11 protein-coding genes and 1 CRISPR repeat array are annotated in these 22,960 nt (G+C 58.8%); of the genes, 5 read left to right on the top strand and 6 right to left on the bottom strand.

Annotation, left to right across the window (positions count from 1 at the left end; genetic code table 11):
• Positions 1-5 precede the first annotated feature (5 nt).
• Positions 6-962, bottom strand: coding sequence for a LysR family transcriptional regulator (locus EV699_RS12680; RefSeq protein WP_132543261.1), 957 nt, complete (start codon positions 960-962; stop codon positions 6-8).
• A 181-nt stretch (positions 963-1,143) separates the two neighbouring features.
• Between EV699_RS12680 and aroE the strand changes: the two genes are divergently transcribed.
• On the top strand, positions 1,144-2,013 hold the full coding sequence (gene aroE / locus EV699_RS12675; RefSeq protein ID WP_132543259.1) for a shikimate dehydrogenase: 870 nt from the start codon (positions 1,144-1,146) through the stop codon (positions 2,011-2,013).
• A gap of 126 nt (positions 2,014-2,139) precedes the next feature.
• On the opposite strand, the gene EV699_RS12670 is transcribed toward aroE, so the two are convergent.
• The 4 genes from EV699_RS12670 to EV699_RS12655 all read right to left on the bottom strand — a co-directional run bounded on the left by EV699_RS12670 (position 2,140) and on the right by EV699_RS12655 (position 4,843).
• Positions 2,140-2,598, bottom strand: coding sequence for a protein tyrosine phosphatase family protein (locus EV699_RS12670; protein WP_132543257.1), 459 nt, complete (start codon positions 2,596-2,598; stop codon positions 2,140-2,142).
• Positions 2,599-2,623: 25 nt separating this feature from the next.
• Positions 2,624-3,415 (bottom strand): alpha/beta fold hydrolase, encoded by a 792-nt coding sequence (locus tag EV699_RS12665; protein WP_165904127.1) that lies wholly within the window; start codon positions 3,413-3,415, stop codon positions 2,624-2,626.
• A gap of 113 nt (positions 3,416-3,528) precedes the next feature.
• On the bottom strand, positions 3,529-4,350 hold the full coding sequence (locus tag EV699_RS12660) for a class I SAM-dependent methyltransferase (RefSeq protein ID WP_165904126.1): 822 nt from the start codon (positions 4,348-4,350) through the stop codon (positions 3,529-3,531).
• A 133-nt stretch (positions 4,351-4,483) separates the two neighbouring features.
• Positions 4,484-4,843, bottom strand: a complete 360-nt coding sequence (locus EV699_RS12655) for a hypothetical protein (RefSeq protein ID WP_132543251.1) — start codon at positions 4,841-4,843, stop codon at positions 4,484-4,486.
• Between the two features lie 186 nt (positions 4,844-5,029).
• Between EV699_RS12655 and EV699_RS12650 the strand changes: the two genes are divergently transcribed.
• The 4 genes from EV699_RS12650 to cas2 are packed head-to-tail and all read left to right on the top strand — an operon-like array spanning position 5,030 to position 7,426.
• On the top strand, positions 5,030-5,314 hold the full coding sequence (locus EV699_RS12650; RefSeq protein WP_132543249.1) for a CRISPR-associated endonuclease Cas2: 285 nt from the start codon (positions 5,030-5,032) through the stop codon (positions 5,312-5,314).
• A 16-nt stretch (positions 5,315-5,330) separates the two neighbouring features.
• On the top strand, positions 5,331-6,299 hold the full coding sequence (gene cas1, locus EV699_RS12645; RefSeq protein WP_132543385.1) for a CRISPR-associated endonuclease Cas1: 969 nt from the start codon (positions 5,331-5,333) through the stop codon (positions 6,297-6,299).
• Complete coding sequence (locus EV699_RS12640; RefSeq protein WP_165904125.1) at positions 6,296-7,075, top strand: CRISPR-associated endonuclease Cas1; 780 nt, start codon at positions 6,296-6,298, stop codon at positions 7,073-7,075. Before cas1 ends, EV699_RS12640 begins: the two co-directional genes overlap by 4 nt.
• Positions 7,076-7,084: 9 nt before the next feature.
• Positions 7,085-7,426: a CRISPR-associated endonuclease Cas2 gene (gene cas2, locus EV699_RS12635; RefSeq protein WP_132543245.1), complete on the top strand. Its 342-nt coding sequence runs from the start codon at positions 7,085-7,087 to the stop codon at positions 7,424-7,426.
• Between the two features lie 152 nt (positions 7,427-7,578).
• Positions 7,579-22,294: a CRISPR direct-repeat array (repeat unit 37 nt; unit sequence GTTTGAAACACTGCCCTGATGAAGAAGGGATTAAGAC).
• Between the two features lie 134 nt (positions 22,295-22,428).
• Here the strand turns inward: cas2 and EV699_RS12630 are convergent.
• Positions 22,429-22,827: a helix-turn-helix domain-containing protein gene (locus tag EV699_RS12630; protein ID WP_132543243.1), complete on the bottom strand. Its 399-nt coding sequence runs from the start codon at positions 22,825-22,827 to the stop codon at positions 22,429-22,431.
• Positions 22,828-22,960: the final 133 nt, after the last annotated feature.

The raw sequence follows: 22,960 nt of genomic DNA, 5'->3' as shown, positions 1-22,960 counted from the left end.
CCGCCTCAGCCACCGCCGGCCGGCGCCTGCGCGGCGCGGCGCAGCACGTCGAGGAACTCCGCCACCGTACCGCTCGCCGGCTCGCCCTTGCGCATCAGCACGCCGAACGGCGCCAGCGCCGCACCGATGGTCAGCGGCAGCGCCGCCAGCAACCCCGCCTGCAGGTGGTCGCGCAACACCGGTTCGGGCAGCGCGGCGATGGCGTCGCTCTTCTGCACCAGTTGCAGCGTGGCGAAGATCGACCCGCACTCGACGACGTTCGACGGCGTGTTGATCCGCGCGCGCTCGAACTCGCCTTCGAGCACCTGGCGTGCCGGACTCGCCAGCGCCTGCAGCACCCACGGCCACTGCGCCAGCTCGGCGAGTTCGAGCGGCGTGCGCGTGGCCAGCGGGTGGGTACGGCGCACCACCAGCAGCAGGTGCTCGTTGCCGAGCGGCTCGAAGTCGAACTGATTGTGCTGCAGCGGGCCGACGAAGCGGCCGATGGCGAGGTCGATGCGCTGCTGTTCGAGCAGCTCGACGAGCTGGTCGCTGGTTTCGCCGAGGATGCGGATGTTCAGCAGCGGCTTGCGCATCTTGAGCTCGGTGACCGCACCGGCGAGCAGGTCGGGGGCTGCGCCCATGATCGCGCCGATCACCAGGTGGCCGTAGCCGCCGCGGCGCTTCAGCGCGAGATCGCCGGCGCAGCGTTCGAGCCGGGTCAGCGCGGCGCGGGCGAAGTCGAGCACCTCCCGGCCGAGGTCGGTGGCGCGCATGCCGCGCGGCAGGCGCTCGAACAGCGTGCAGCCGAAGGCGTCCTCAATCTCCTGCAGCATGCGCGTCGCCGCCGGCTGCGTGATGCTGAGCACCTGCGCCGCCGCGTGCAGGTTGCCGAGGTCGTCGAGCGCCACGAGCAGCGCCAGGTGCCGGTAGCGCAGGCGGTTGAGCAGGGCGCGGTAGAGCGCGGAGGCGGCATCGGCCATGGCGGGAGCACTCCGGTGGCGGGCGGCGGGACGCCACGATAGCAGCCGCGGCGGGCGGGCCGGATGCGGCATTCGTACCCGAGGCTGCGGCCTTGCTGAAACACGCCGGCGCAGCCGCGGGCTAGTCTTGCCCCCGACGCGCCACCGTGGCGCGACACCGCCCACGCTGCCGAGGACGCCCATGCCCGCACCGCACCTGAACTTCCTGAGCCTGCTGACCGGCTCGTTCGCCACGCCGGCGGCCGAGAACCCGACCGTCGCGATGGTCGAGGCCGCCTACCGCCACCACGGCCTCGATGCCCGCTACATCAACTGCGACGTGGCGCCGGCCGCGCTCGGCGATGCCGTGCGCGGCGCGCGCGCGATGGGCTGGGCGGGCTTCAACTGCTCGCTGCCGCACAAGGTGGCGGTGATCGAGCACCTCGACGGGCTCGGCGAATCGGCGGCGCTGATCGGCGCGGTCAACTGCGTGGTGCGCCGCGACGGTCGCTACATCGGCGAGAACACCGACGGCAAGGGCTTCGTCGCCGCGCTGCGCAGCGTCACCGACCCGGCCGGCAAGTCGATCGCGCTGTTCGGCGCCGGCGGCGCGGCGCGCGCGATCGCGGTCGAGGCGGCACTCGCCGGCGCCGCCGCGATCACCGTCGTCAACCGCGATGCCGCGCGCGGCGAGGAACTCGCCGCGCTGATCGCCGAACGCACCCCGGCGCGCGGCCGCTTCGTGCCCTGGCAGCCCGGCTGCCGCGTGCCCGAGGGCAGCGACATCGTCGTCAACGCCACCTCGATCGGCCTGTTCCCCGACGTCGACGCCTGCCCCGACCTCGACCTCGACAGCCTGCGCCCGGCGCAGCTCGTCGTCGACGTGATCCCCAACCCGCCGCGCACGCGGCTGCTGCGCGAGGCCGCGGCGCGCGGCTGCCGCGTGCTCGACGGGCTCGGCATGCTGGTGCACCAGGGCGCGATCGGCATCCACTACTGGACCGGCGTCGACCCCGACCTCGCCGTGATGCGCCGCACGCTCGAAGACATCTTCGGCGCCACCGAGGCATAACCGCCGCACCCGGCCGGCGGCAGGCGTGCGCGCCTTCAAAGCGGTGCCGCGCCGGCGGCGCCGTGGCACCCGCTGCCGGCGGGATCGGGGCGCCGGGCACACCGTGCCCTCCCCGCCCCGCGCGCTTCAGTCGCCGAGGCCCCGCTCCATGCGCGCGCGTTCGAGGAAGGCCGACCACACCGCGTCGGGCTGCCACACCCGCGCGACGTGGGCGTCGGCAGCGGCGCGCGACCAGCCCAGCCGGGCCTGCCCGTACAGCGCGACGAAGCACGCCACGCGGTAGTTGGCGGCGCAGTGCACGAACACCCGGCGCCCGTCGCAGGCGGCCATGACGTCGAGGAAGCGCTGCAGGTCGGCTGCGGCGGGGGCGCCGAAGTCGACCGGCAGGTGGGCGTAGTCGAGCCCGAGCGCGCGCACGCACCCCGCCTCGTCGGCCAGGCAGTAGCGCGGGTCGAGCAGGCCGAGGTTGATCACCACCTCGAACCCCGCCTGCGCCACCTCGCGCAACTGCGCCTCGCTCGGCTGGCCGGCGGTCGCGAGCGTCGGCGACACGGCGACGAAGTGCTTGATCGCATCCAGGGCCATCGCCCCTCCCCCGGCCAGGACCGGCTCAGTACCGCGCCACGAAGTCCTCGATGAGCCCGGCGACTTCCTGCGCCCGCTCCAGCATCGGGAAGTGCGACTTCGCCGCCAGCCTGTGCACCGTGAACCACGGCTGCGCCGCGGCGAAGGCCTGCTGCGCCTGCAGGAAGCCGGGATCGTCGGGCTGCGCGTACAGGTGCAGCACCGGCGGCGGTGGCGCCAGCGCCGCCAGCGCCGCGAGCGGGCTGCCCTCGCGCCGGTAGGTGGCGGCGATGCTGCGCGCCGCCCGCGCCCACATCGCGGCGTCATGGGCGCCCATCACCTCGCGCACCAGGCGGATCACCTCGGGGTCGTCGACGCCGTGCAGCCACATCGCGAACAACTGCTCGCGCGTCGCCTGCCAGCGCGCCGGGTCCTGCAGCCCGGCCAGCGCATTGAGGAAGGGTGGCGGCGGATCGAGCACCAGCCAGTCGATCAGCACGATCGCCGCCACCCGTGCGCCGAGGCGGCGGCGCAGCTCCAGCGCCACCCAGCCGGCGTGGGCGTTGGTGACCGGCACGATGCGCTCGACGCCGCTCGCGTCGAGCACCGCCAGCGCATCCTCGACCAGCGCCTCGGCGTCGAAATCGGCGGCGGCCGGCGCCGAGCCGCCGTGCCCGCGCCAGTCCAGCGTCAGCGTGCGGCGCGCCCGGCCGCACAGCGGCGCGAGTTCGGCGAACATGCTGCGGTCCGCGCACCAGCCCGGCAGGCACAGCAGCGCGGGCTCGCCACGGCCCTGGTCGTCGAACGCGATCGGCACGGCGGAAGGGGCGAAAGGCATCGGGTGACTCCTGGGGTGGGCGCTGTTCGACATCGCCGCCATGGCCGGCGCGGAGGCATTCGAGATGGGATCGAGGTGCCGGCAACGACGCTGGCCGGACGGCGCAGGCGGGATCAGTACGGAGAAAGCAGCAGCACGTGGATCGCCCCGTCTCCCCACGGATAGCGGCGACCGAATCTTTCGATGAAGCTCTGCAGAAGGAAGGCCTTGGGGCGCTCCCTGAATGTATAGGACTCGTTGCCGAAGGTCGTGTGCTGCTCTGTCCGCAGGCGTGCCTCCTCTGCCATTTTGTCGAGCTGCCACGCCCCTATCGGCGTGATGTGACCGCTGCTCCGGTAACTGGAATCGCGGAACATGTGGAAAATGCCCTCGGCCATGAAATCGGTCTTGGAGCGTGACGAATCGATGTTCGGCGTCGTCAGCACCAGCACGCCGCCGGGGCGCAGGAGTTTCCGGCACTCCCGCAGGAGATGGCGGGGATTCTCGATGTGTTCGATGATTTCGACCGCACTGACGATATCCGCCGACCCGGCACCCAGCAGGTCTGCGAAATCCTGGTTGAGATCGAGGCAGCGGAATTCGATGCCGAATTCGCTTGCCGCAAAGTTTTCGCTCACGTAATCGCATGCCAGCACGCGACATCCGCACTCGGCGAACCGCGCACTCAGGGCCCCCTGGCCCGCCCCCAGATCGACGACTTTCAGCGAGCCGGGATTTTCCAGATGACCGCAACGGCGCAAAGCGTCGAGGATGTTCGCGTGAAGGCCCGGGAGCGCATGGCTCACGAGCCCCTTGAAGGATTCCAGATTCGCATCCTTGGGGGACGATTTGTAGAAATCGACCTTTACAGTGGACGGCATCGTGTCAATTTCCTCGGGATAATGGCGGGAGATAAAGACCGACCATGATGAGCGTCCAGCGGACGCCTGGCGCATTTGTCCGGATCGTTTTCCGCGCCGGCGGCCACCGGCGGGCCCGTAACTGGATGCGGGGGAATCGGAGGATGTCCCCGTGCGCCACGCCTTTTCGCAATGGGCCCGATGATAAATCATCGCTGCCCCGCATGGATTAGTGCAGCAGCCGTCTCAGCGCCTTGACCTGATCGACCAGCGCGGCGAGGTCGGCGACCTTGACCTTCAGGCCGTCCTTGCCGAGCGTGAACTCCTTGAACAGCGACACCGCGCAGAGCACCACGCCGACCAGCAGGATGCCCCAGTCGAGGGCGCTGACCTGGCCGAACCACGACTTCGCGATGGTGCTGCCGATGCACAGCGTGCCCAGCACCAGGCAGGCGGCGACGACCCCGCGCGCCATCGGCCGGCGCCGCGCCCGTGCCGCGTCGAGCTGCTGTTCGAGTACCGCGACCTTGCCGACGAGGGCGTCGTACTCCCGCCGGAACTCCGCCGAGGGCTGGTCTGGACCGTTCATGTCGTTCCCCGCGCAGCGACGGCCGGCCGCCGTGGCAGAACTATAGCCGCCGGCGGCGGCGGCGATCCCACGCCGCGGGCCACGGCCGGCCTGCGTACCGGCACCGCCCCTCCCCGCGCCGCCCTCCCGCCGCCACAAGCTTGCCGGACCCGCCGGCGCCCGCCGCCGGGTGGTCGAATGCGCACCATGGCCGAACGCACGCTGCACATCGCCGCTTACGACATCACCGATCCCGGTCGGCTGCGGGAGGCGCTGTACGTGCTCAAGCACTACGCGAGCGGCGGGCAGAAGTCGGTGTTCGAGTGCTTCCTGACCGCCGCCGAGCGCCAGGCGCTGCTGCGCGACGTGCGAGAAGTGCTCGACCTGGAGGAAGACCGCTTCCTGCTGCTGCCGCTCGGTTCGGCCGACGGCATCCGCACGCTCGGCATCGGCGTTGCCCCCGCCGACCCCGACTACTACTTCGTGGGCTGACCCGGAGGTGGCTGCCATGGGCACGCTCTACGTCGACCGTCGCGGCATCGCGCTCGACCTCGAACCCGGCCGCCTGGTGCTGCGCGAGGCCGGCGGCAAGGGCCGCGCGGTGCCGCTCAACCTGATCGACCGCGTGGTGGTGCGCGGCGCGGCCACGCTCGATACCGCGCTGCTCGGCGCGCTGGCCGAGCGCGGCATCGGCCTCGCCTGCCTGAGCGCGCGTTACAGCCGGCGCGTCGCGCTGCTGCTCGGCCCCGGCCACGCCGACGCCCGCCGCCGGCTCGGCCAGTACCGCCTGTGCAGCGACCCGGCGCTGTGCCTCGCCGTCGCCCGCGGCCTGGTCGACGGCAAGCTCGCCGCGCAGCGGCGCCTGCTCGCCACCGCCCTCGACGCCCGGCCCGACGCGCGCAAGCCGCTCGGCGACGGCCTCGCCCGCCTCGACGCGCTGGTCGCGCGCATCGCCACCGCCGACTCGCTCGACGTCCTGCGCGGGTTCGAAGGCGCCGCCGCCGCCGCGCACTTCGGCGCGCTCACCGTGCTGTTCGCGCCGACGCTCGGCTTTACCGGGCGCAAGCGCCGGCCGCCGCCGGACCCGGTCAACGCCAGCCTGTCGCTCGGCTACACCCTGCTCCACCTCGACGCCGTGCGCGCCGCCCACGGCGCCGGGCTCGACCCCCTGCTCGGCTGCCTGCACGACCCCGCCTACGGCCGCGAGTCGCTCGCCTGCGACCTGATCGAGCCGCTGCGCCCGCACCTCGACGGCTGGGTGTGGGGCCTGTTCCGCGACCGCGTGCTGCGCCCCGAGCACTTCAGCGCCAGCGGCGACGCGGTGCTGCTCGGCAAGGCCGGGCGGCAGGCGTTCTACGGCTGCTTCGAGGTGTGGGCGCGCGCGCCGCGGCGCTGGCTGCGCCGGCAGTGCTTCGCGCTGGCGCGGCAGTGCGTGGCGCTGGCGCCGGCGCTCGCCGCGGTGGAGGTCGAGCCGTGAGGCCGCTCTACCTGCAGGGCCGGCAGGGCGCGCACGTGCGCCTGGACGGGCCGGCGCTCGACGTGCGCATGCCGCAGCGCGCGCCCACGCTGTTCCCGCTGCTGCGGGTGTCGCGGGTGGTCGTCTCCGGGCCGGTGCAGTGGAGCACCGAGGCGCTGCTCGCCTGCGCCGAGCGCGGCATCACCGTCACCTTCCTCGACCGCAACGGCGGCGTGCGCGCCTACCTGTTCGGCGAGGCCGGCACCCGCGAGAGCCTGTTCCACCGCCTCGGCGACCTGCTCGACCGCGCCGACTGGGCCGAGCGCTACGGCGACTGGAAGCGCGGCATGGCGAGCCACGCCCGCCGCGCGCTGTGCCGGCAGTTGCGCATCGACACCGCGCGGCTGCCGCCCGAGCGCCTGCTCGCCACCCTCGACGAACTCGAGCGCCTCTACGCCCCCGCCCAGCTCTGCCACTGGCTGCACCGGCGGCTGCGCGGCTGGCTCGCCGGGCTGGTCGCCGAGAGCCTGGTCGCGGCCGGCCTCGACGCCGCCCGCCAGCGCACCTTCGGCGACCGCCTGCACCTCACCGACGACCTCGTCGAACTGCTCGCCTGGGACCTGCGCCTGCCCGTGCTCGAACTGCTGCTCGACGCTCACCGCCGGCGCGCGGACGCCGTCGCACTGATCGACGAGGCGCGCCTGCTGCGCCTGGTCGAAGGCCGCGGCGAGCGGCTGCGGCGCCTGCTCCGTCACCTGCTCGCCCGCCTGCACGGCTGGGCCATCGACCTCGACTGAGCGGCGACCATGGGCGCGCGCCTGTACCTGATCGCCTACGACATCGCCGACCCCCATCGGCTCGCGCGCGTGGCCCGCTGCCTGGAGCGCATCGGCACGCGCGTGCAGTACTCGGTGTTCATCGCCGAGCTGACGCCGGACGAACTTGCCGACGCCATCGCCGACCTCGCCCGCCTGATCGACCCGCGCGAGGACGACGTGCGCGCCTACCCCCTGCCCCACGTGGTCGATGCCGCCCTGCTCGGCCGCCAGATCTTCCCCGACGACATCCTGCTGCTGCGCGACGGGCGCAACCTGCTGCGCCTGGGGCCGAAGGCGAAGCGCCCGCATCAGCGCGAACTCTGGCGCTAGCCGCGCCATCCGCTACGCTTCTACACTTCGTACCCCACCACCGAGGAACCCTGATGCTGCGACGCAATAATAGGTCATCTCCGAAACTATCGGCCGGCTTTGGCAACCCCCCTTGCAACCCCTTGTTTTTGGAGCGTTTCTGGCGTCGAGGGGTTTGAAACACTGCCCTGATGAAGAAGGGATTAAGACGCGTCGCCGCGCTGATATGGTCGGTGGTGACCAGCCGTTTGAAACACTGCCCTGATGAAGAAGGGATTAAGACTTATCGCGCGCGGCAACCATCTTGTCAAACATTATGTTTGAAACACTGCCCTGATGAAGAAGGGATTAAGACCAAGCGAGCGCGCATCGAACTTGTAAACCCCGTTGTGTTTGAAACACTGCCCTGATGAAGAAGGGATTAAGACGGTGCTGGCGTAATATGGTACGCCGACAAGAAGTTTGAAACACTGCCCTGATGAAGAAGGGATTAAGACGCTTGCCAGTAAACACCTTGGTCGCCACGATGCGGTTTGAAACACTGCCCTGATGAAGAAGGGATTAAGACAGTTCGCCGTCGGCGAGGTCGACGGGCCGCTCGCGTTTGAAACACTGCCCTGATGAAGAAGGGATTAAGACGCCGTAGAGCTTTTGCCCCGCGGCCCCCTGCACGGTTTGAAACACTGCCCTGATGAAGAAGGGATTAAGACGATCGCGGTCGCCCCATCGCCGCTACTGCCAGTCGTTTGAAACACTGCCCTGATGAAGAAGGGATTAAGACCTACCTCAAATGGGCAGGGGGGCAGATTGGTTAGGGTTTGAAACACTGCCCTGATGAAGAAGGGATTAAGACCGACCCACCAGCTCCATCCTTGGAGTGTCCCGTAGTTTGAAACACTGCCCTGATGAAGAAGGGATTAAGACGTGGCCATCTTGCATGCACTCTCTGTCCCACCAGAGTTTGAAACACTGCCCTGATGAAGAAGGGATTAAGACGCGATGGCGAGGGATATGTCAAGGCGGCCCTTGGTTTGAAACACTGCCCTGATGAAGAAGGGATTAAGACCCTTGTGCGCTGGCGTATTGTTTTGTGCCACCGCGTTTGAAACACTGCCCTGATGAAGAAGGGATTAAGACGCCACCAGCTTAGCGGCCTTCTTCTGCTTACGGCGTTTGAAACACTGCCCTGATGAAGAAGGGATTAAGACGTCGCGCGGTGGCGTAATCCGCAGTCACCGCGAGAGTTTGAAACACTGCCCTGATGAAGAAGGGATTAAGACCCGCTAGCCGCTAGCAATACCTTTTCAGGTACGCTGTTTGAAACACTGCCCTGATGAAGAAGGGATTAAGACCTTCGCCAGCGTGCTTTTTCCGCTGCCGGGTAACGTTTGAAACACTGCCCTGATGAAGAAGGGATTAAGACATCTCCCGGCAGTAGTACCAGAACACAACCAATTGTTTGAAACACTGCCCTGATGAAGAAGGGATTAAGACCCGGGCTGATTACCGGTTCGGACCGCTTGCGAGTGTTTGAAACACTGCCCTGATGAAGAAGGGATTAAGACCTTTGCGCTCATACAAAGCAGCGTAAGTTTTGAGTTTGAAACACTGCCCTGATGAAGAAGGGATTAAGACCTTGACAACGAGTGCACGTTCATCGTCCGTGGCGGCGTTTGAAACACTGCCCTGATGAAGAAGGGATTAAGACGGACTTCTTCCTGCCGTTCACGACGCACGGCCAGAGTTTGAAACACTGCCCTGATGAAGAAGGGATTAAGACGCTTCGAGAATGCGCAATCTTCATCAATCATGTCAGTTTGAAACACTGCCCTGATGAAGAAGGGATTAAGACGCAGTGAAGTGATCATCACTCACCTCCCGAATTGCGTTTGAAACACTGCCCTGATGAAGAAGGGATTAAGACTGCCATTGTTGCTCTGTTGCTGTGCGGTCATGTTGTTTGAAACACTGCCCTGATGAAGAAGGGATTAAGACCGCAGGCTTGTCTGCAACCTGAGTCTGTAGCTTGGGTTTGAAACACTGCCCTGATGAAGAAGGGATTAAGACGCCGTAGTACTGGCAAAGCCCAGTGACGTTCCCTGTTTGAAACACTGCCCTGATGAAGAAGGGATTAAGACCAAACCATGGAGGCGATGCGTGCTTCAGCCCATCGTTTGAAACACTGCCCTGATGAAGAAGGGATTAAGACGGTCTTTGCCAGTGACATTTCCCTTGTCGTCGCGTGTTTGAAACACTGCCCTGATGAAGAAGGGATTAAGACGCGTCAGGTTGATGATGGGCATGGATCAGACTCGTTTGAAACACTGCCCTGATGAAGAAGGGATTAAGACGCGATCCGCCTCGCGTAGTCGCCGACGGTCTCGGTTTGAAACACTGCCCTGATGAAGAAGGGATTAAGACCTTATACTCAGGCATGTTCGCCCCCCGCTACCGTTTGAAACACTGCCCTGATGAAGAAGGGATTAAGACTCCGGCACCGTGACGGAGACGGCGCCTGGCTGGGTGTTTGAAACACTGCCCTGATGAAGAAGGGATTAAGACACCTTTCCGCCCGGAAGGCCGATTGCGCCCGGAGTTTGAAACACTGCCCTGATGAAGAAGGGATTAAGACTGATGGCAGCGGAGTCGAGCAGCCCTTCGATGTCGGTTTGAAACACTGCCCTGATGAAGAAGGGATTAAGACGTGCCCCAACATGGGCTGACGAAAGTAGACGGGTTGTTTGAAACACTGCCCTGATGAAGAAGGGATTAAGACTCGACGGATCGAATAAGTCGTCGATCACTTGTTTGAAACACTGCCCTGATGAAGAAGGGATTAAGACCCTGCGTCGATCTCAAACTCCCCCGAGGGCAGCTTGTTTGAAACACTGCCCTGATGAAGAAGGGATTAAGACTTGCTTTTTGGCAGGCACCCGCACGACTTTTTTTTGTTTGAAACACTGCCCTGATGAAGAAGGGATTAAGACCTGGTCTTTGCCAGTGACGTTCCCCTCATCATCGGGTTTGAAACACTGCCCTGATGAAGAAGGGATTAAGACCACCACTTCCGGGCCGCCTCGCGGGCGACATCGTGTTTGAAACACTGCCCTGATGAAGAAGGGATTAAGACGGGCGACATCGTCGCCCTCCACGGTGCCCGCGGTTTGAAACACTGCCCTGATGAAGAAGGGATTAAGACGCACGGTGGTCGTGCTGCTGGTACGCCGTGGTGGTTTGTTTGAAACACTGCCCTGATGAAGAAGGGATTAAGACCGCTTTGATCAAGACTTCCGTAGGCAGAACACCGCGTTTGAAACACTGCCCTGATGAAGAAGGGATTAAGACTGTCCATCGGGGGCTTGGGCGCGAACCGTCACCAACGTTTGAAACACTGCCCTGATGAAGAAGGGATTAAGACGCAGCGTTCGCGGAAGGCGTCGGTCGTCCATGTCCGTTTGAAACACTGCCCTGATGAAGAAGGGATTAAGACGAGGATAACGAGCATGAACGCACAACAGCAGAACGTTTGAAACACTGCCCTGATGAAGAAGGGATTAAGACTACTCGGTGCTCGCATAAAACGGCGAGCCGGCGAGTTTGAAACACTGCCCTGATGAAGAAGGGATTAAGACCCTTGTCGCACGGCGCAATCCATACGCCGTGGGGAGTTTGAAACACTGCCCTGATGAAGAAGGGATTAAGACCGCAGTGAAAGGGGGACTCATCAACATCGCGAGCGTTTGAAACACTGCCCTGATGAAGAAGGGATTAAGACGCCGGGATGGCCTCCACCTCCGCGCAGAAATCCGTTTGAAACACTGCCCTGATGAAGAAGGGATTAAGACCAGGTGAGCGTGACCGTCTCGGCCGCGGTGGCGGGTTTGAAACACTGCCCTGATGAAGAAGGGATTAAGACGCAAGGGAGCGGGGCGGTCATGCGACCCGCTCCGGTTTGAAACACTGCCCTGATGAAGAAGGGATTAAGACATCTCGCCCAGCGTGGACGCCGCCCACGCGAAGTCGTTTGAAACACTGCCCTGATGAAGAAGGGATTAAGACTGGGAAACCGGCTGCGGTGCCGCGCTTAGCGCGGGTTTGAAACACTGCCCTGATGAAGAAGGGATTAAGACCTTTGTCAAGCGGCACAGCTTCGACTTTAATCAGCGTTTGAAACACTGCCCTGATGAAGAAGGGATTAAGACCATGCACATCTGATCGGCAGTGGCGTCATGCTGAGTGTTTGAAACACTGCCCTGATGAAGAAGGGATTAAGACAGCCGAGAAATTTCATAGTTCCGTTCTCCACAAACGTTTGAAACACTGCCCTGATGAAGAAGGGATTAAGACGCAAGCTCGATGGATACTGCGAGAACGCCGCTGTTGTTTGAAACACTGCCCTGATGAAGAAGGGATTAAGACATTCAGCAACCAACATACTGCCTAGCAATGCTACGGTTTGAAACACTGCCCTGATGAAGAAGGGATTAAGACGGCGTTCACGCAGCCCGAATCTCAACGCCCGTCAGTTTGAAACACTGCCCTGATGAAGAAGGGATTAAGACCATTCGGCGCGCGGAACCGCGCGCCTATAGACAAGTTTGAAACACTGCCCTGATGAAGAAGGGATTAAGACGACGGTCTCGCGATCGTTTAAAGCCGCGTTTTCTTTGTTTGAAACACTGCCCTGATGAAGAAGGGATTAAGACGCACGTCGGCCATGTATTCACCGCCCGGATGCGGTTTGAAACACTGCCCTGATGAAGAAGGGATTAAGACGCGCATTGCTTGCCGAACGGAAAAGGCGGGCACGGTTTGAAACACTGCCCTGATGAAGAAGGGATTAAGACACCGTTGATCAGAATGAAGCCCGCTAGAGTCAGCGTTTGAAACACTGCCCTGATGAAGAAGGGATTAAGACCCACGCCGCCCTTGTTAAGTTAACAGCTTACAGTTTGAAACACTGCCCTGATGAAGAAGGGATTAAGACCAACCAATTGCGCGGCATTTTCCACGATCCGATAGGTTTGAAACACTGCCCTGATGAAGAAGGGATTAAGACGTGCGCAAGAATTCCTTGTGCACCGGCGTATTGTGTTTGAAACACTGCCCTGATGAAGAAGGGATTAAGACATCGCCAATAGGCGAAATAGGCAAGCCGTTCGGTTTGAAACACTGCCCTGATGAAGAAGGGATTAAGACACCGCCGCTTCTGCAATAGCACCGGCGCGCGCGGTTTGAAACACTGCCCTGATGAAGAAGGGATTAAGACGCGCGTCCGCATCTTCATCGAGCAGCCTGACACGTTTGAAACACTGCCCTGATGAAGAAGGGATTAAGACCGTAAGCGCTGGTGGCAACGGACGGCTCCATCTTCGTTTGAAACACTGCCCTGATGAAGAAGGGATTAAGACCGCCCCTTCCGCGTCCAGGCCCTGGTCGGCGACCCTGTTTGAAACACTGCCCTGATGAAGAAGGGATTAAGACAGTGACACTCACGCTACATGATGCAGGGTAGCGTGTGTTTGAAACACTGCCCTGATGAAGAAGGGATTAAGACGCAAGAAACCAGGACAAGTAAAACCCGAGAGCCGTTTGAAACACTGCCCTGATGAAGAAGGGATTAAGACGGAAGGAGGGGCGGTATTTCCCCTCCACGTGCAGTTTGAAACACTGCCCTGATGAAGAAGGGATTAAGACCACCAGTTTTGCCGCCTTCTGCTTCGGAGCGTGAGTTTGAAACACTGCCCTGATGAAGAAGGGATTAAGACGCTGCGATTGCAGCAACTGCTGCCGCCTTCCGTGCGTTTGAAACACTGCCCTGATGAAGAAGGGATTAAGACGCGGTACTTGCCCTCAATGTGGATGGTGATGTTGTGTTTGAAACACTGCCCTGATGAAGAAGGGATTAAGACGCGGGCGCGCCGTGCAGTCCAGCGTTTCGATGATCGTTTGAAACACTGCCCTGATGAAGAAGGGATTAAGACGTGCTATCCGTGGTGACCACGGCGGTCGGCATGTTGTTTGAAACACTGCCCTGATGAAGAAGGGATTAAGACAGGTGCAACTCACTGCACCCCGCCGCCCAGAGTGCGTTTGAAACACTGCCCTGATGAAGAAGGGATTAAGACCCCGGCAGCGCCGCAATGTGGGTTGCGATAGCCCGTTTGAAACACTGCCCTGATGAAGAAGGGATTAAGACCCGTGCGGCGCGGATCAGGTCCAGCCGGTGGGGCCGTTTGAAACACTGCCCTGATGAAGAAGGGATTAAGACAGGTGCATGGGGTCACATCGCACAGCGGGGCGCAGTTTGAAACACTGCCCTGATGAAGAAGGGATTAAGACGCGGGGAATCATGGCGCCTCCAGTCGCATCTGACTGTTTGAAACACTGCCCTGATGAAGAAGGGATTAAGACGTCCGTCGGCAGTAGCACTCTCACTTCGATTGCGTTTGAAACACTGCCCTGATGAAGAAGGGATTAAGACAGTTCTCCGAGGACTACACCGACTTCCTCTCCGCGTTTGAAACACTGCCCTGATGAAGAAGGGATTAAGACGATTGCGCACGGCGGGGATGCGAACTGCGGGCTTGGGTTTGAAACACTGCCCTGATGAAGAAGGGATTAAGACGCCCCGCCGATGTCCAGGGCGAGGGCAAGGGTCCGTTTGAAACACTGCCCTGATGAAGAAGGGATTAAGACCCGCGAAGGCGGCCGACGCCCAACTCAGCTTGGCGTTTGAAACACTGCCCTGATGAAGAAGGGATTAAGACACATTATTTTCGCGAAGGCTAGCACCAGCGGAACGTTTGAAACACTGCCCTGATGAAGAAGGGATTAAGACGCCTCGCGGCGCCTGAATTTTGCACAAGTGGCAAAGTTTGAAACACTGCCCTGATGAAGAAGGGATTAAGACGCCAAGTCGGCTGCCGCTGTGTTCGACCTGCAGGAGTTTGAAACACTGCCCTGATGAAGAAGGGATTAAGACGGTTGCGGACGGTCGGGGTGCGGACGACGGCGGGGTTTGAAACACTGCCCTGATGAAGAAGGGATTAAGACCCTCGCAGTGGAATGGTGATTCATCAACGTCGGCCGGTTTGAAACACTGCCCTGATGAAGAAGGGATTAAGACTATGCAGCGCCCTACATAGTCATTTGCATCCGTGCGGTTTGAAACACTGCCCTGATGAAGAAGGGATTAAGACCCATACTGCCGATTGTAAGCAGCAGCAACGCGGTGGTTTGAAACACTGCCCTGATGAAGAAGGGATTAAGACGGTAGCGCTCGCGGTGATCCTCGATCCTGTAGGTGTTTGAAACACTGCCCTGATGAAGAAGGGATTAAGACCACCCAGAAGGTGCGGACTAATCGTGCGTCGAGCGTTTGAAACACTGCCCTGATGAAGAAGGGATTAAGACATCTGCCGCCGCGAGTATCATAAATCTCGCCGACCGTTTGAAACACTGCCCTGATGAAGAAGGGATTAAGACCGCTATCGCACCCCCATCGCCATCAACTGCTTCGTTTGAAACACTGCCCTGATGAAGAAGGGATTAAGACCTTGCGCCTCGGAAAACGCGGGTACGCGCATGGTTTGAAACACTGCCCTGATGAAGAAGGGATTAAGACGCGAGTTCCGGGGAGCTAATCAGGCTGGTGAAACGTTTGAAACACTGCCCTGATGAAGAAGGGATTAAGACGCCGCGGGCGAGCCAGACGCTGCCGTTGTCGGCAAGTTTGAAACACTGCCCTGATGAAGAAGGGATTAAGACCCGCGAACCGCGAAGAATCGAGCAGCGTAAAAGTTTGAAACACTGCCCTGATGAAGAAGGGATTAAGACGAACCATATCGTTGTCATGCTAGACACTCCCCGCGTTTGAAACACTGCCCTGATGAAGAAGGGATTAAGACCCCCGGATGGACCATACCCCTTTGCCAGCCAGACGGTTTGAAACACTGCCCTGATGAAGAAGGGATTAAGACTCCGCCTGCATGACGGGCGTTGCATCGCCGAGTGCGTTTGAAACACTGCCCTGATGAAGAAGGGATTAAGACGTTTTCACGCCGCGCGGATTTCGTGCCCAAGCATGTTTGAAACACTGCCCTGATGAAGAAGGGATTAAGACGCGGCATAGCGCATAGTGTTACCTCCTATCGCCGTTTGAAACACTGCCCTGATGAAGAAGGGATTAAGACCCTCGGCGAGCGCCGAGGCTACGAGCCCTTCCTTGGGTTTGAAACACTGCCCTGATGAAGAAGGGATTAAGACGATGGTGCCGCCGTGGGTCTCCATCCACCGGATGGGTTTGAAACACTGCCCTGATGAAGAAGGGATTAAGACGGCCATCTCGGCCTGTACTGCTGCCAGATGCTCTTGTTTGAAACACTGCCCTGATGAAGAAGGGATTAAGACGTTTCGGAAGCCACTAGAGCAAACCTCGCCCAACGTGTTTGAAACACTGCCCTGATGAAGAAGGGATTAAGACTGCATCGTGGCATTCGAGCCAGACGGCACGGATTGTTTGAAACACTGCCCTGATGAAGAAGGGATTAAGACTCGGGGCGCAGCAGACCCCGCCCCGCCAATACGTTTGAAACACTGCCCTGATGAAGAAGGGATTAAGACGGCACAGCCCTTCCAACGCCAGCGCCTCCGCGCTGTTTGAAACACTGCCCTGATGAAGAAGGGATTAAGACGAACTCCACCGAGTGGATCTCGTCGGCGCCGCACCGTTTGAAACACTGCCCTGATGAAGAAGGGATTAAGACGTGCGCGTCGCTGCGGACGGCGACAGCCGAGTAGGTTTGAAACACTGCCCTGATGAAGAAGGGATTAAGACGTTTCACCCCGCCAAGTGCCTGCATTGGAAAGAAAGTTTGAAACACTGCCCTGATGAAGAAGGGATTAAGACGCCTGCAGGAAGGCCGAGTCGAAGCCGACCTCCCGGTTTGAAACACTGCCCTGATGAAGAAGGGATTAAGACACGCACCGTAGTGCAAGCAAAGCAGTAATAGTGGTTTGAAACACTGCCCTGATGAAGAAGGGATTAAGACAGCTCCTGTCTTTGATACCAGCGCTGACGCACTGCGTTTGAAACACTGCCCTGATGAAGAAGGGATTAAGACGGCTTGGGCGCGGACAGCCCTCAGCGGGCCGACGTTTGAAACACTGCCCTGATGAAGAAGGGATTAAGACGCAAAGAACTGCGGGAGGTTCAGGGGGCAGACTGTTTGAAACACTGCCCTGATGAAGAAGGGATTAAGACGCGGCCTGCAGCAGCGGCTCGCCGTCGCTGCCGTAGGTTTGAAACACTGCCCTGATGAAGAAGGGATTAAGACTGTTCCCCCGGTCTGTCGTCTCGCGTGGGGTCGTTTGAAACACTGCCCTGATGAAGAAGGGATTAAGACTACACCATGTCGTCGGACCACTCGACGCCCCGGGTTTGAAACACTGCCCTGATGAAGAAGGGATTAAGACCGTTCAACGCCGCCAATTCCGCGCAACTGATCAGCGTTTGAAACACTGCCCTGATGAAGAAGGGATTAAGACGCGCGCTCTCGCGCAGGCGAGAGAGCCCTTCCAGCGTTTGAAACACTGCCCTGATGAAGAAGGGATTAAGACCCTTTTCCGAGCCGCAAGCCGTTCGGCTTGCCCAGTTTGAAACACTGCCCTGATGAAGAAGGGATTAAGACGGTTCTTTCTGGTCAAGTTCAGCATCAGTATCATCGTTTGAAACACTGCCCTGATGAAGAAGGGATTAAGACCAGTAGAAGGCTGTCATTCCACATGCTGATACATGCGTTTGAAACACTGCCCTGATGAAGAAGGGATTAAGACCCATCGTCGGCAACGACAATGGCACCTCCCGTGAAGTTTGAAACACTGCCCTGATGAAGAAGGGATTAAGACACTTGTTAGGGCGTGTAGTGATCATTTCGCATCCGTTTGAAACACTGCCCTGATGAAGAAGGGATTAAGACCTTATTGGGCCGCGTGGTAGCAGCGAAAAACCTTTGTTTGAAACACTGCCCTGATGAAGAAGGGATTAAGACGGTGAACCGTTAGCAGTCTCAACATCTCTTGCGATGTTTGAAACACTGCCCTGATGAAGAAGGGATTAAGACCTGCGTGAGGTCCATCCGATGGACCTTAATTCCGCGTTTGAAACACTGCCCTGATGAAGAAGGGATTAAGACACAGCCAGTTCCATCCATGCTCCAGGGCCTCTTCCGTTTGAAACACTGCCCTGATGAAGAAGGGATTAAGACCGTGCGATGAATCCACAACTGTACCGTCAAGATCAGTTTGAAACACTGCCCTGATGAAGAAGGGATTAAGACGCGATGGCGGTCAGTACCCCCCTCATCAGCGCGGTTTGAAACACTGCCCTGATGAAGAAGGGATTAAGACCTACATCGAGGATATCGACGTCGAATCCTTCTTCCGTTTGAAACACTGCCCTGATGAAGAAGGGATTAAGACGAACGGTAGCGATACTCGCAACAATCGTTTCGTTTGAAACACTGCCCTGATGAAGAAGGGATTAAGACGCTCTATCTCCAGTATACGAAAGCGGCTAGCCGAGTTTGAAACACTGCCCTGATGAAGAAGGGATTAAGACCAAACATAATCCACGGCGTCATTCTCGAAAGAAAGTTTGAAACACTGCCCTGATGAAGAAGGGATTAAGACCCGTTCTTATAAAACACCCCGCCGTCGTCATGGGTTTGAAACACTGCCCTGATGAAGAAGGGATTAAGACCCACACCGTCGCGAGGGTGTGGCTTACGCTCATGTTTGAAACACTGCCCTGATGAAGAAGGGATTAAGACACCTGTTCCGCAGTGTAGTTCGGAGCCTTTTCATTGTTTGAAACACTGCCCTGATGAAGAAGGGATTAAGACGGTGAGAATCTCCCCGTTATCGCCGAGGTAGTTGAGTTTGAAACACTGCCCTGATGAAGAAGGGATTAAGACATGCAGCGCCCTACATAGTCATTTGCATCCGTGCGTTTGAAACACTGCCCTGATGAAGAAGGGATTAAGACGAATACTCGGTGCTGGCGTAGTACGGACTACCCGGTTTGAAACACTGCCCTGATGAAGAAGGGATTAAGACATGCCAGCCCGCGCCGTGCTAGCAGTACCTTTTGTTTGAAACACTGCCCTGATGAAGAAGGGATTAAGACTCGCCGTCGAACGCTTGCCAGCGGTCGCGCATGCGGGTTTGAAACACTGCCCTGATGAAGAAGGGATTAAGACTTGTCCGGGCGACTGGTCGCGGCGAAAAATCGGTTTGAAACACTGCCCTGATGAAGAAGGGATTAAGACCCGTCGGGTGCTCCGACGTGTTTGTGATCCTTGGTTTGAAACACTGCCCTGATGAAGAAGGGATTAAGACGCCGACAAGCACGCGCGTCGCGACGAAGCGCGCGGTTTGAAACACTGCCCTGATGAAGAAGGGATTAAGACGACTCAAAGTCTAGCGTATCGTGCACAACCTGATGTTTGAAACACTGCCCTGATGAAGAAGGGATTAAGACGCGTCCTCCACACGGCCGCGGTACTCGAACACGTTTGAAACACTGCCCTGATGAAGAAGGGATTAAGACCCTTTACGCCCGCACGCCTTCTGGAAGCGGGCGGGTTTGAAACACTGCCCTGATGAAGAAGGGATTAAGACATCTAGGTCGCCACGTCATATTAAGTATCTCACTGTTTGAAACACTGCCCTGATGAAGAAGGGATTAAGACGCGCTAAGCGCGGCAAGTTCTGGACAACTGATAAGGTTTGAAACACTGCCCTGATGAAGAAGGGATTAAGACTGATTCCGCGCGCGAAAAGCGCATCGACCAATGGGGTTTGAAACACTGCCCTGATGAAGAAGGGATTAAGACCTTGCACTCCCAATACATGCCAAGGGCATGGAAGCGTTTGAAACACTGCCCTGATGAAGAAGGGATTAAGACGAGGAACCCGTAGATACGCTGCAGCTCGTCGTTTGAAACACTGCCCTGATGAAGAAGGGATTAAGACACGCCACAACCGCTGGTGGACCGCGCCGCCGCGGTTTGAAACACTGCCCTGATGAAGAAGGGATTAAGACGAATTCCATACTATGTTCCCTCCTGAATCAGATCAGTTTGAAACACTGCCCTGATGAAGAAGGGATTAAGACTGATCAGACTGGTGAACCCGGATACTTTGTAGGGTTTGAAACACTGCCCTGATGAAGAAGGGATTAAGACCGTGGCGTGTCGGTCGGTGAGACGCATGAAACGTTTGTTTGAAACACTGCCCTGATGAAGAAGGGATTAAGACGGATCGTTCCGGTCCACCCGTTGCGGGTGGCGAGTTTGAAACACTGCCCTGATGAAGAAGGGATTAAGACACACGATTTGTGGTGCATAACCATTGCGCCCAATATGGTTTGAAACACTGCCCTGATGAAGAAGGGATTAAGACCGAATGCTTCGGATTGAAGAACAAAATCTCATCGGTTTGAAACACTGCCCTGATGAAGAAGGGATTAAGACGCCCCCGGTACTCAAACACCGCCTGCGGCGGCATGTTTGAAACACTGCCCTGATGAAGAAGGGATTAAGACTTGTGTTCCTTCTCGTTTGCACGTTGGTCGATGGTTTGAAACACTGCCCTGATGAAGAAGGGATTAAGACTTTCGTTTCTCATAATATTTGAACTTACCTTCGTGTTTGAAACACTGCCCTGATGAAGAAGGGATTAAGACCCTAGAGCCGTGTGAGAAACAGGCTGACTGGCGGGTTTGAAACACTGCCCTGATGAAGAAGGGATTAAGACCAGCAAAAACGCTGCATACCTGTAATTGTTCAGTGTTTGAAACACTGCCCTGATGAAGAAGGGATTAAGACCAAAACACGATTAGCGGTTCTGCATCACCATTCTGTTTGAAACACTGCCCTGATGAAGAAGGGATTAAGACGCTAACCAGCGACGTAAACCCGCAGACCTTGTACGTTTGAAACACTGCCCTGATGAAGAAGGGATTAAGACACCTTCGTGGCGACGAAACGCGCGCGCTTGATAGGTTTGAAACACTGCCCTGATGAAGAAGGGATTAAGACCGCGTCCGCATCTTCATCGAGCAGCCTGATACGGTTTGAAACACTGCCCTGATGAAGAAGGGATTAAGACCGTAAGTCTTGACGACAAGCGCGCGTTCGTCGTCGTTTGAAACACTGCCCTGATGAAGAAGGGATTAAGACCCAGCAAAAACGCTGCATATCGCATAGCTCTTCCGTTTGAAACACTGCCCTGATGAAGAAGGGATTAAGACATCAGCACCACGCTTCATGCTTTCCACGTTTGCCGTTTGAAACACTGCCCTGATGAAGAAGGGATTAAGACCGCGGTAAATAACGACGGCCTTAGTGCCGCCGGCCGTTTGAAACACTGCCCTGATGAAGAAGGGATTAAGACATCACCAAGCGCGTCGATGAACCACTGCGTTGCGTTTGAAACACTGCCCTGATGAAGAAGGGATTAAGACCCTTACGCTCATACAAAGCAGCGTAAGTCTTGACGTTTGAAACACTGCCCTGATGAAGAAGGGATTAAGACATACTCGCTGCCGGCGTAGTACGGCGCGCCCGCGAAGTTTGAAACACTGCCCTGATGAAGAAGGGATTAAGACTCGCCTTGGGCTGGCGCTTGCGCGCCGGGCCCTTCGTTTGAAACACTGCCCTGATGAAGAAGGGATTAAGACAACCGGGCCGCGGCCGTTGTTGAGCGAGGCGGGCTGTTTGAAACACTGCCCTGATGAAGAAGGGATTAAGACGCGGAAATCAGTTAAGCCGAGCCTTGCGGACGACGTTTGAAACACTGCCCTGATGAAGAAGGGATTAAGACCAATGGTCCAACACGAACTTCTCGGAGGCGCCCGGTTTGAAACACTGCCCTGATGAAGAAGGGATTAAGACAGATTGATAATAAGAATCCGGCGGCTTTGTTCTTCGTTTGAAACACTGCCCTGATGAAGAAGGGATTAAGACACTCGGCCTTCGTGGGCCGGTCATACGACGTGTCGTTTGAAACACTGCCCTGATGAAGAAGGGATTAAGACCCGTGTGCGGGCGGTAACCCCACGCCAGCCATACCGGTTTGAAACACTGCCCTGATGAAGAAGGGATTAAGACGAAATCGACGCTATCAAGCGCGTCGAGGAACCACCGGTTTGAAACACTGCCCTGATGAAGAAGGGATTAAGACATCACCTCGTCGGTCGCCGCCGCGAGGGCCTCAGGTTTGAAACACTGCCCTGATGAAGAAGGGATTAAGACTCTCAACTTCCTCGCAATGCCGTCGGCGGGCGATGGTTTGAAACACTGCCCTGATGAAGAAGGGATTAAGACGCGATCCGGTGCTCCAGTTCGGCGCGCACCGCGGGTTTGAAACACTGCCCTGATGAAGAAGGGATTAAGACTTTCCGGCTGCAATCGCTTCCATGCGCTTGACCAGTTTGAAACACTGCCCTGATGAAGAAGGGATTAAGACCGCGCGGCCGAGACGATTGTGTCGGTCCGGCCCAGTTTGAAACACTGCCCTGATGAAGAAGGGATTAAGACCCGCAAAAAATCTTTCGCTGTGTCTGGATATGGCGTTTGAAACACTGCCCTGATGAAGAAGGGATTAAGACGGACCTTCGGGGTCCATGTCGATTTCCAGCAGCTGTTTGAAACACTGCCCTGATGAAGAAGGGATTAAGACGGGCGGGGCTCGCTCACTGTGGGCGGTTTAGCATGGTTTGAAACACTGCCCTGATGAAGAAGGGATTAAGACCGCCTTCGGCCCGCCAGAACCTCACCAGCCGTTCCGTTTGAAACACTGCCCTGATGAAGAAGGGATTAAGACCCCGTCATTTTTGTTGGTGTCCATCTCTAGCTCCATTTGCTCCCGGCGCGCCGCTGCCGACCCCCGGCAGTCCGCTCGCCGTAAGGCAGTCATAGTAGCGACAAATTTCTGGCTTGTTACAGAGAGGTTCGGATTCAGCGCTTTTCGTGCGCCGGATTATCGGCGCCGTTCAGCCCTGGCAGCGCGTCATCCACCGGCATGTGCAGGATGCGCGTGATGCGTTCGATCTCCTCGGGCGCGCCGCTGGCGATGCGCTGGATCAGGGCCAGCCGCATGTTGGCGATCTCTTGCGCGTCGGGCTGTTCTGCCGCCGCCGCGGCTGGTCGCTGCTTAAAGCCGACGCCAGTTGTCAGCCATTCAGTCGTTGTGCCGAGGGCTGCTGCAATCTCCGCGATGTATCGGCTCCTGCTGGACTTGCCTGTCGCCAGCTTGTGCACAGCGTTCTGACTGACCCCTGCAGCGTCGGCTAGCTGCGCCTGCGTCAGGCGCCGCGCTGTCATCAGCTCATGCAGTCGATCAGCCAAGGTGTTCATGTCTCGCACGCTATAGCGGTGGCTATGGATGGTCAAAAATCTGTGGAGTAGAGGCTGTTGTGCACCCGCTCGCCATCCCTGTCGAGCATCCCGGCTTCGCGGGCGCCCATCCCGTGCCTCTACGGCGTGTCCA

It is taken from the genome of Plasticicumulans lactativorans (assembly GCF_004341245.1).
Classification (GTDB): Bacteria; Pseudomonadota; Gammaproteobacteria; order Competibacterales; family Competibacteraceae; genus Plasticicumulans_A; species Plasticicumulans_A lactativorans.
Note: the sequence above shows the minus strand (reverse complement) of the source record. Positions and strands in the feature narration are given on the sequence as shown.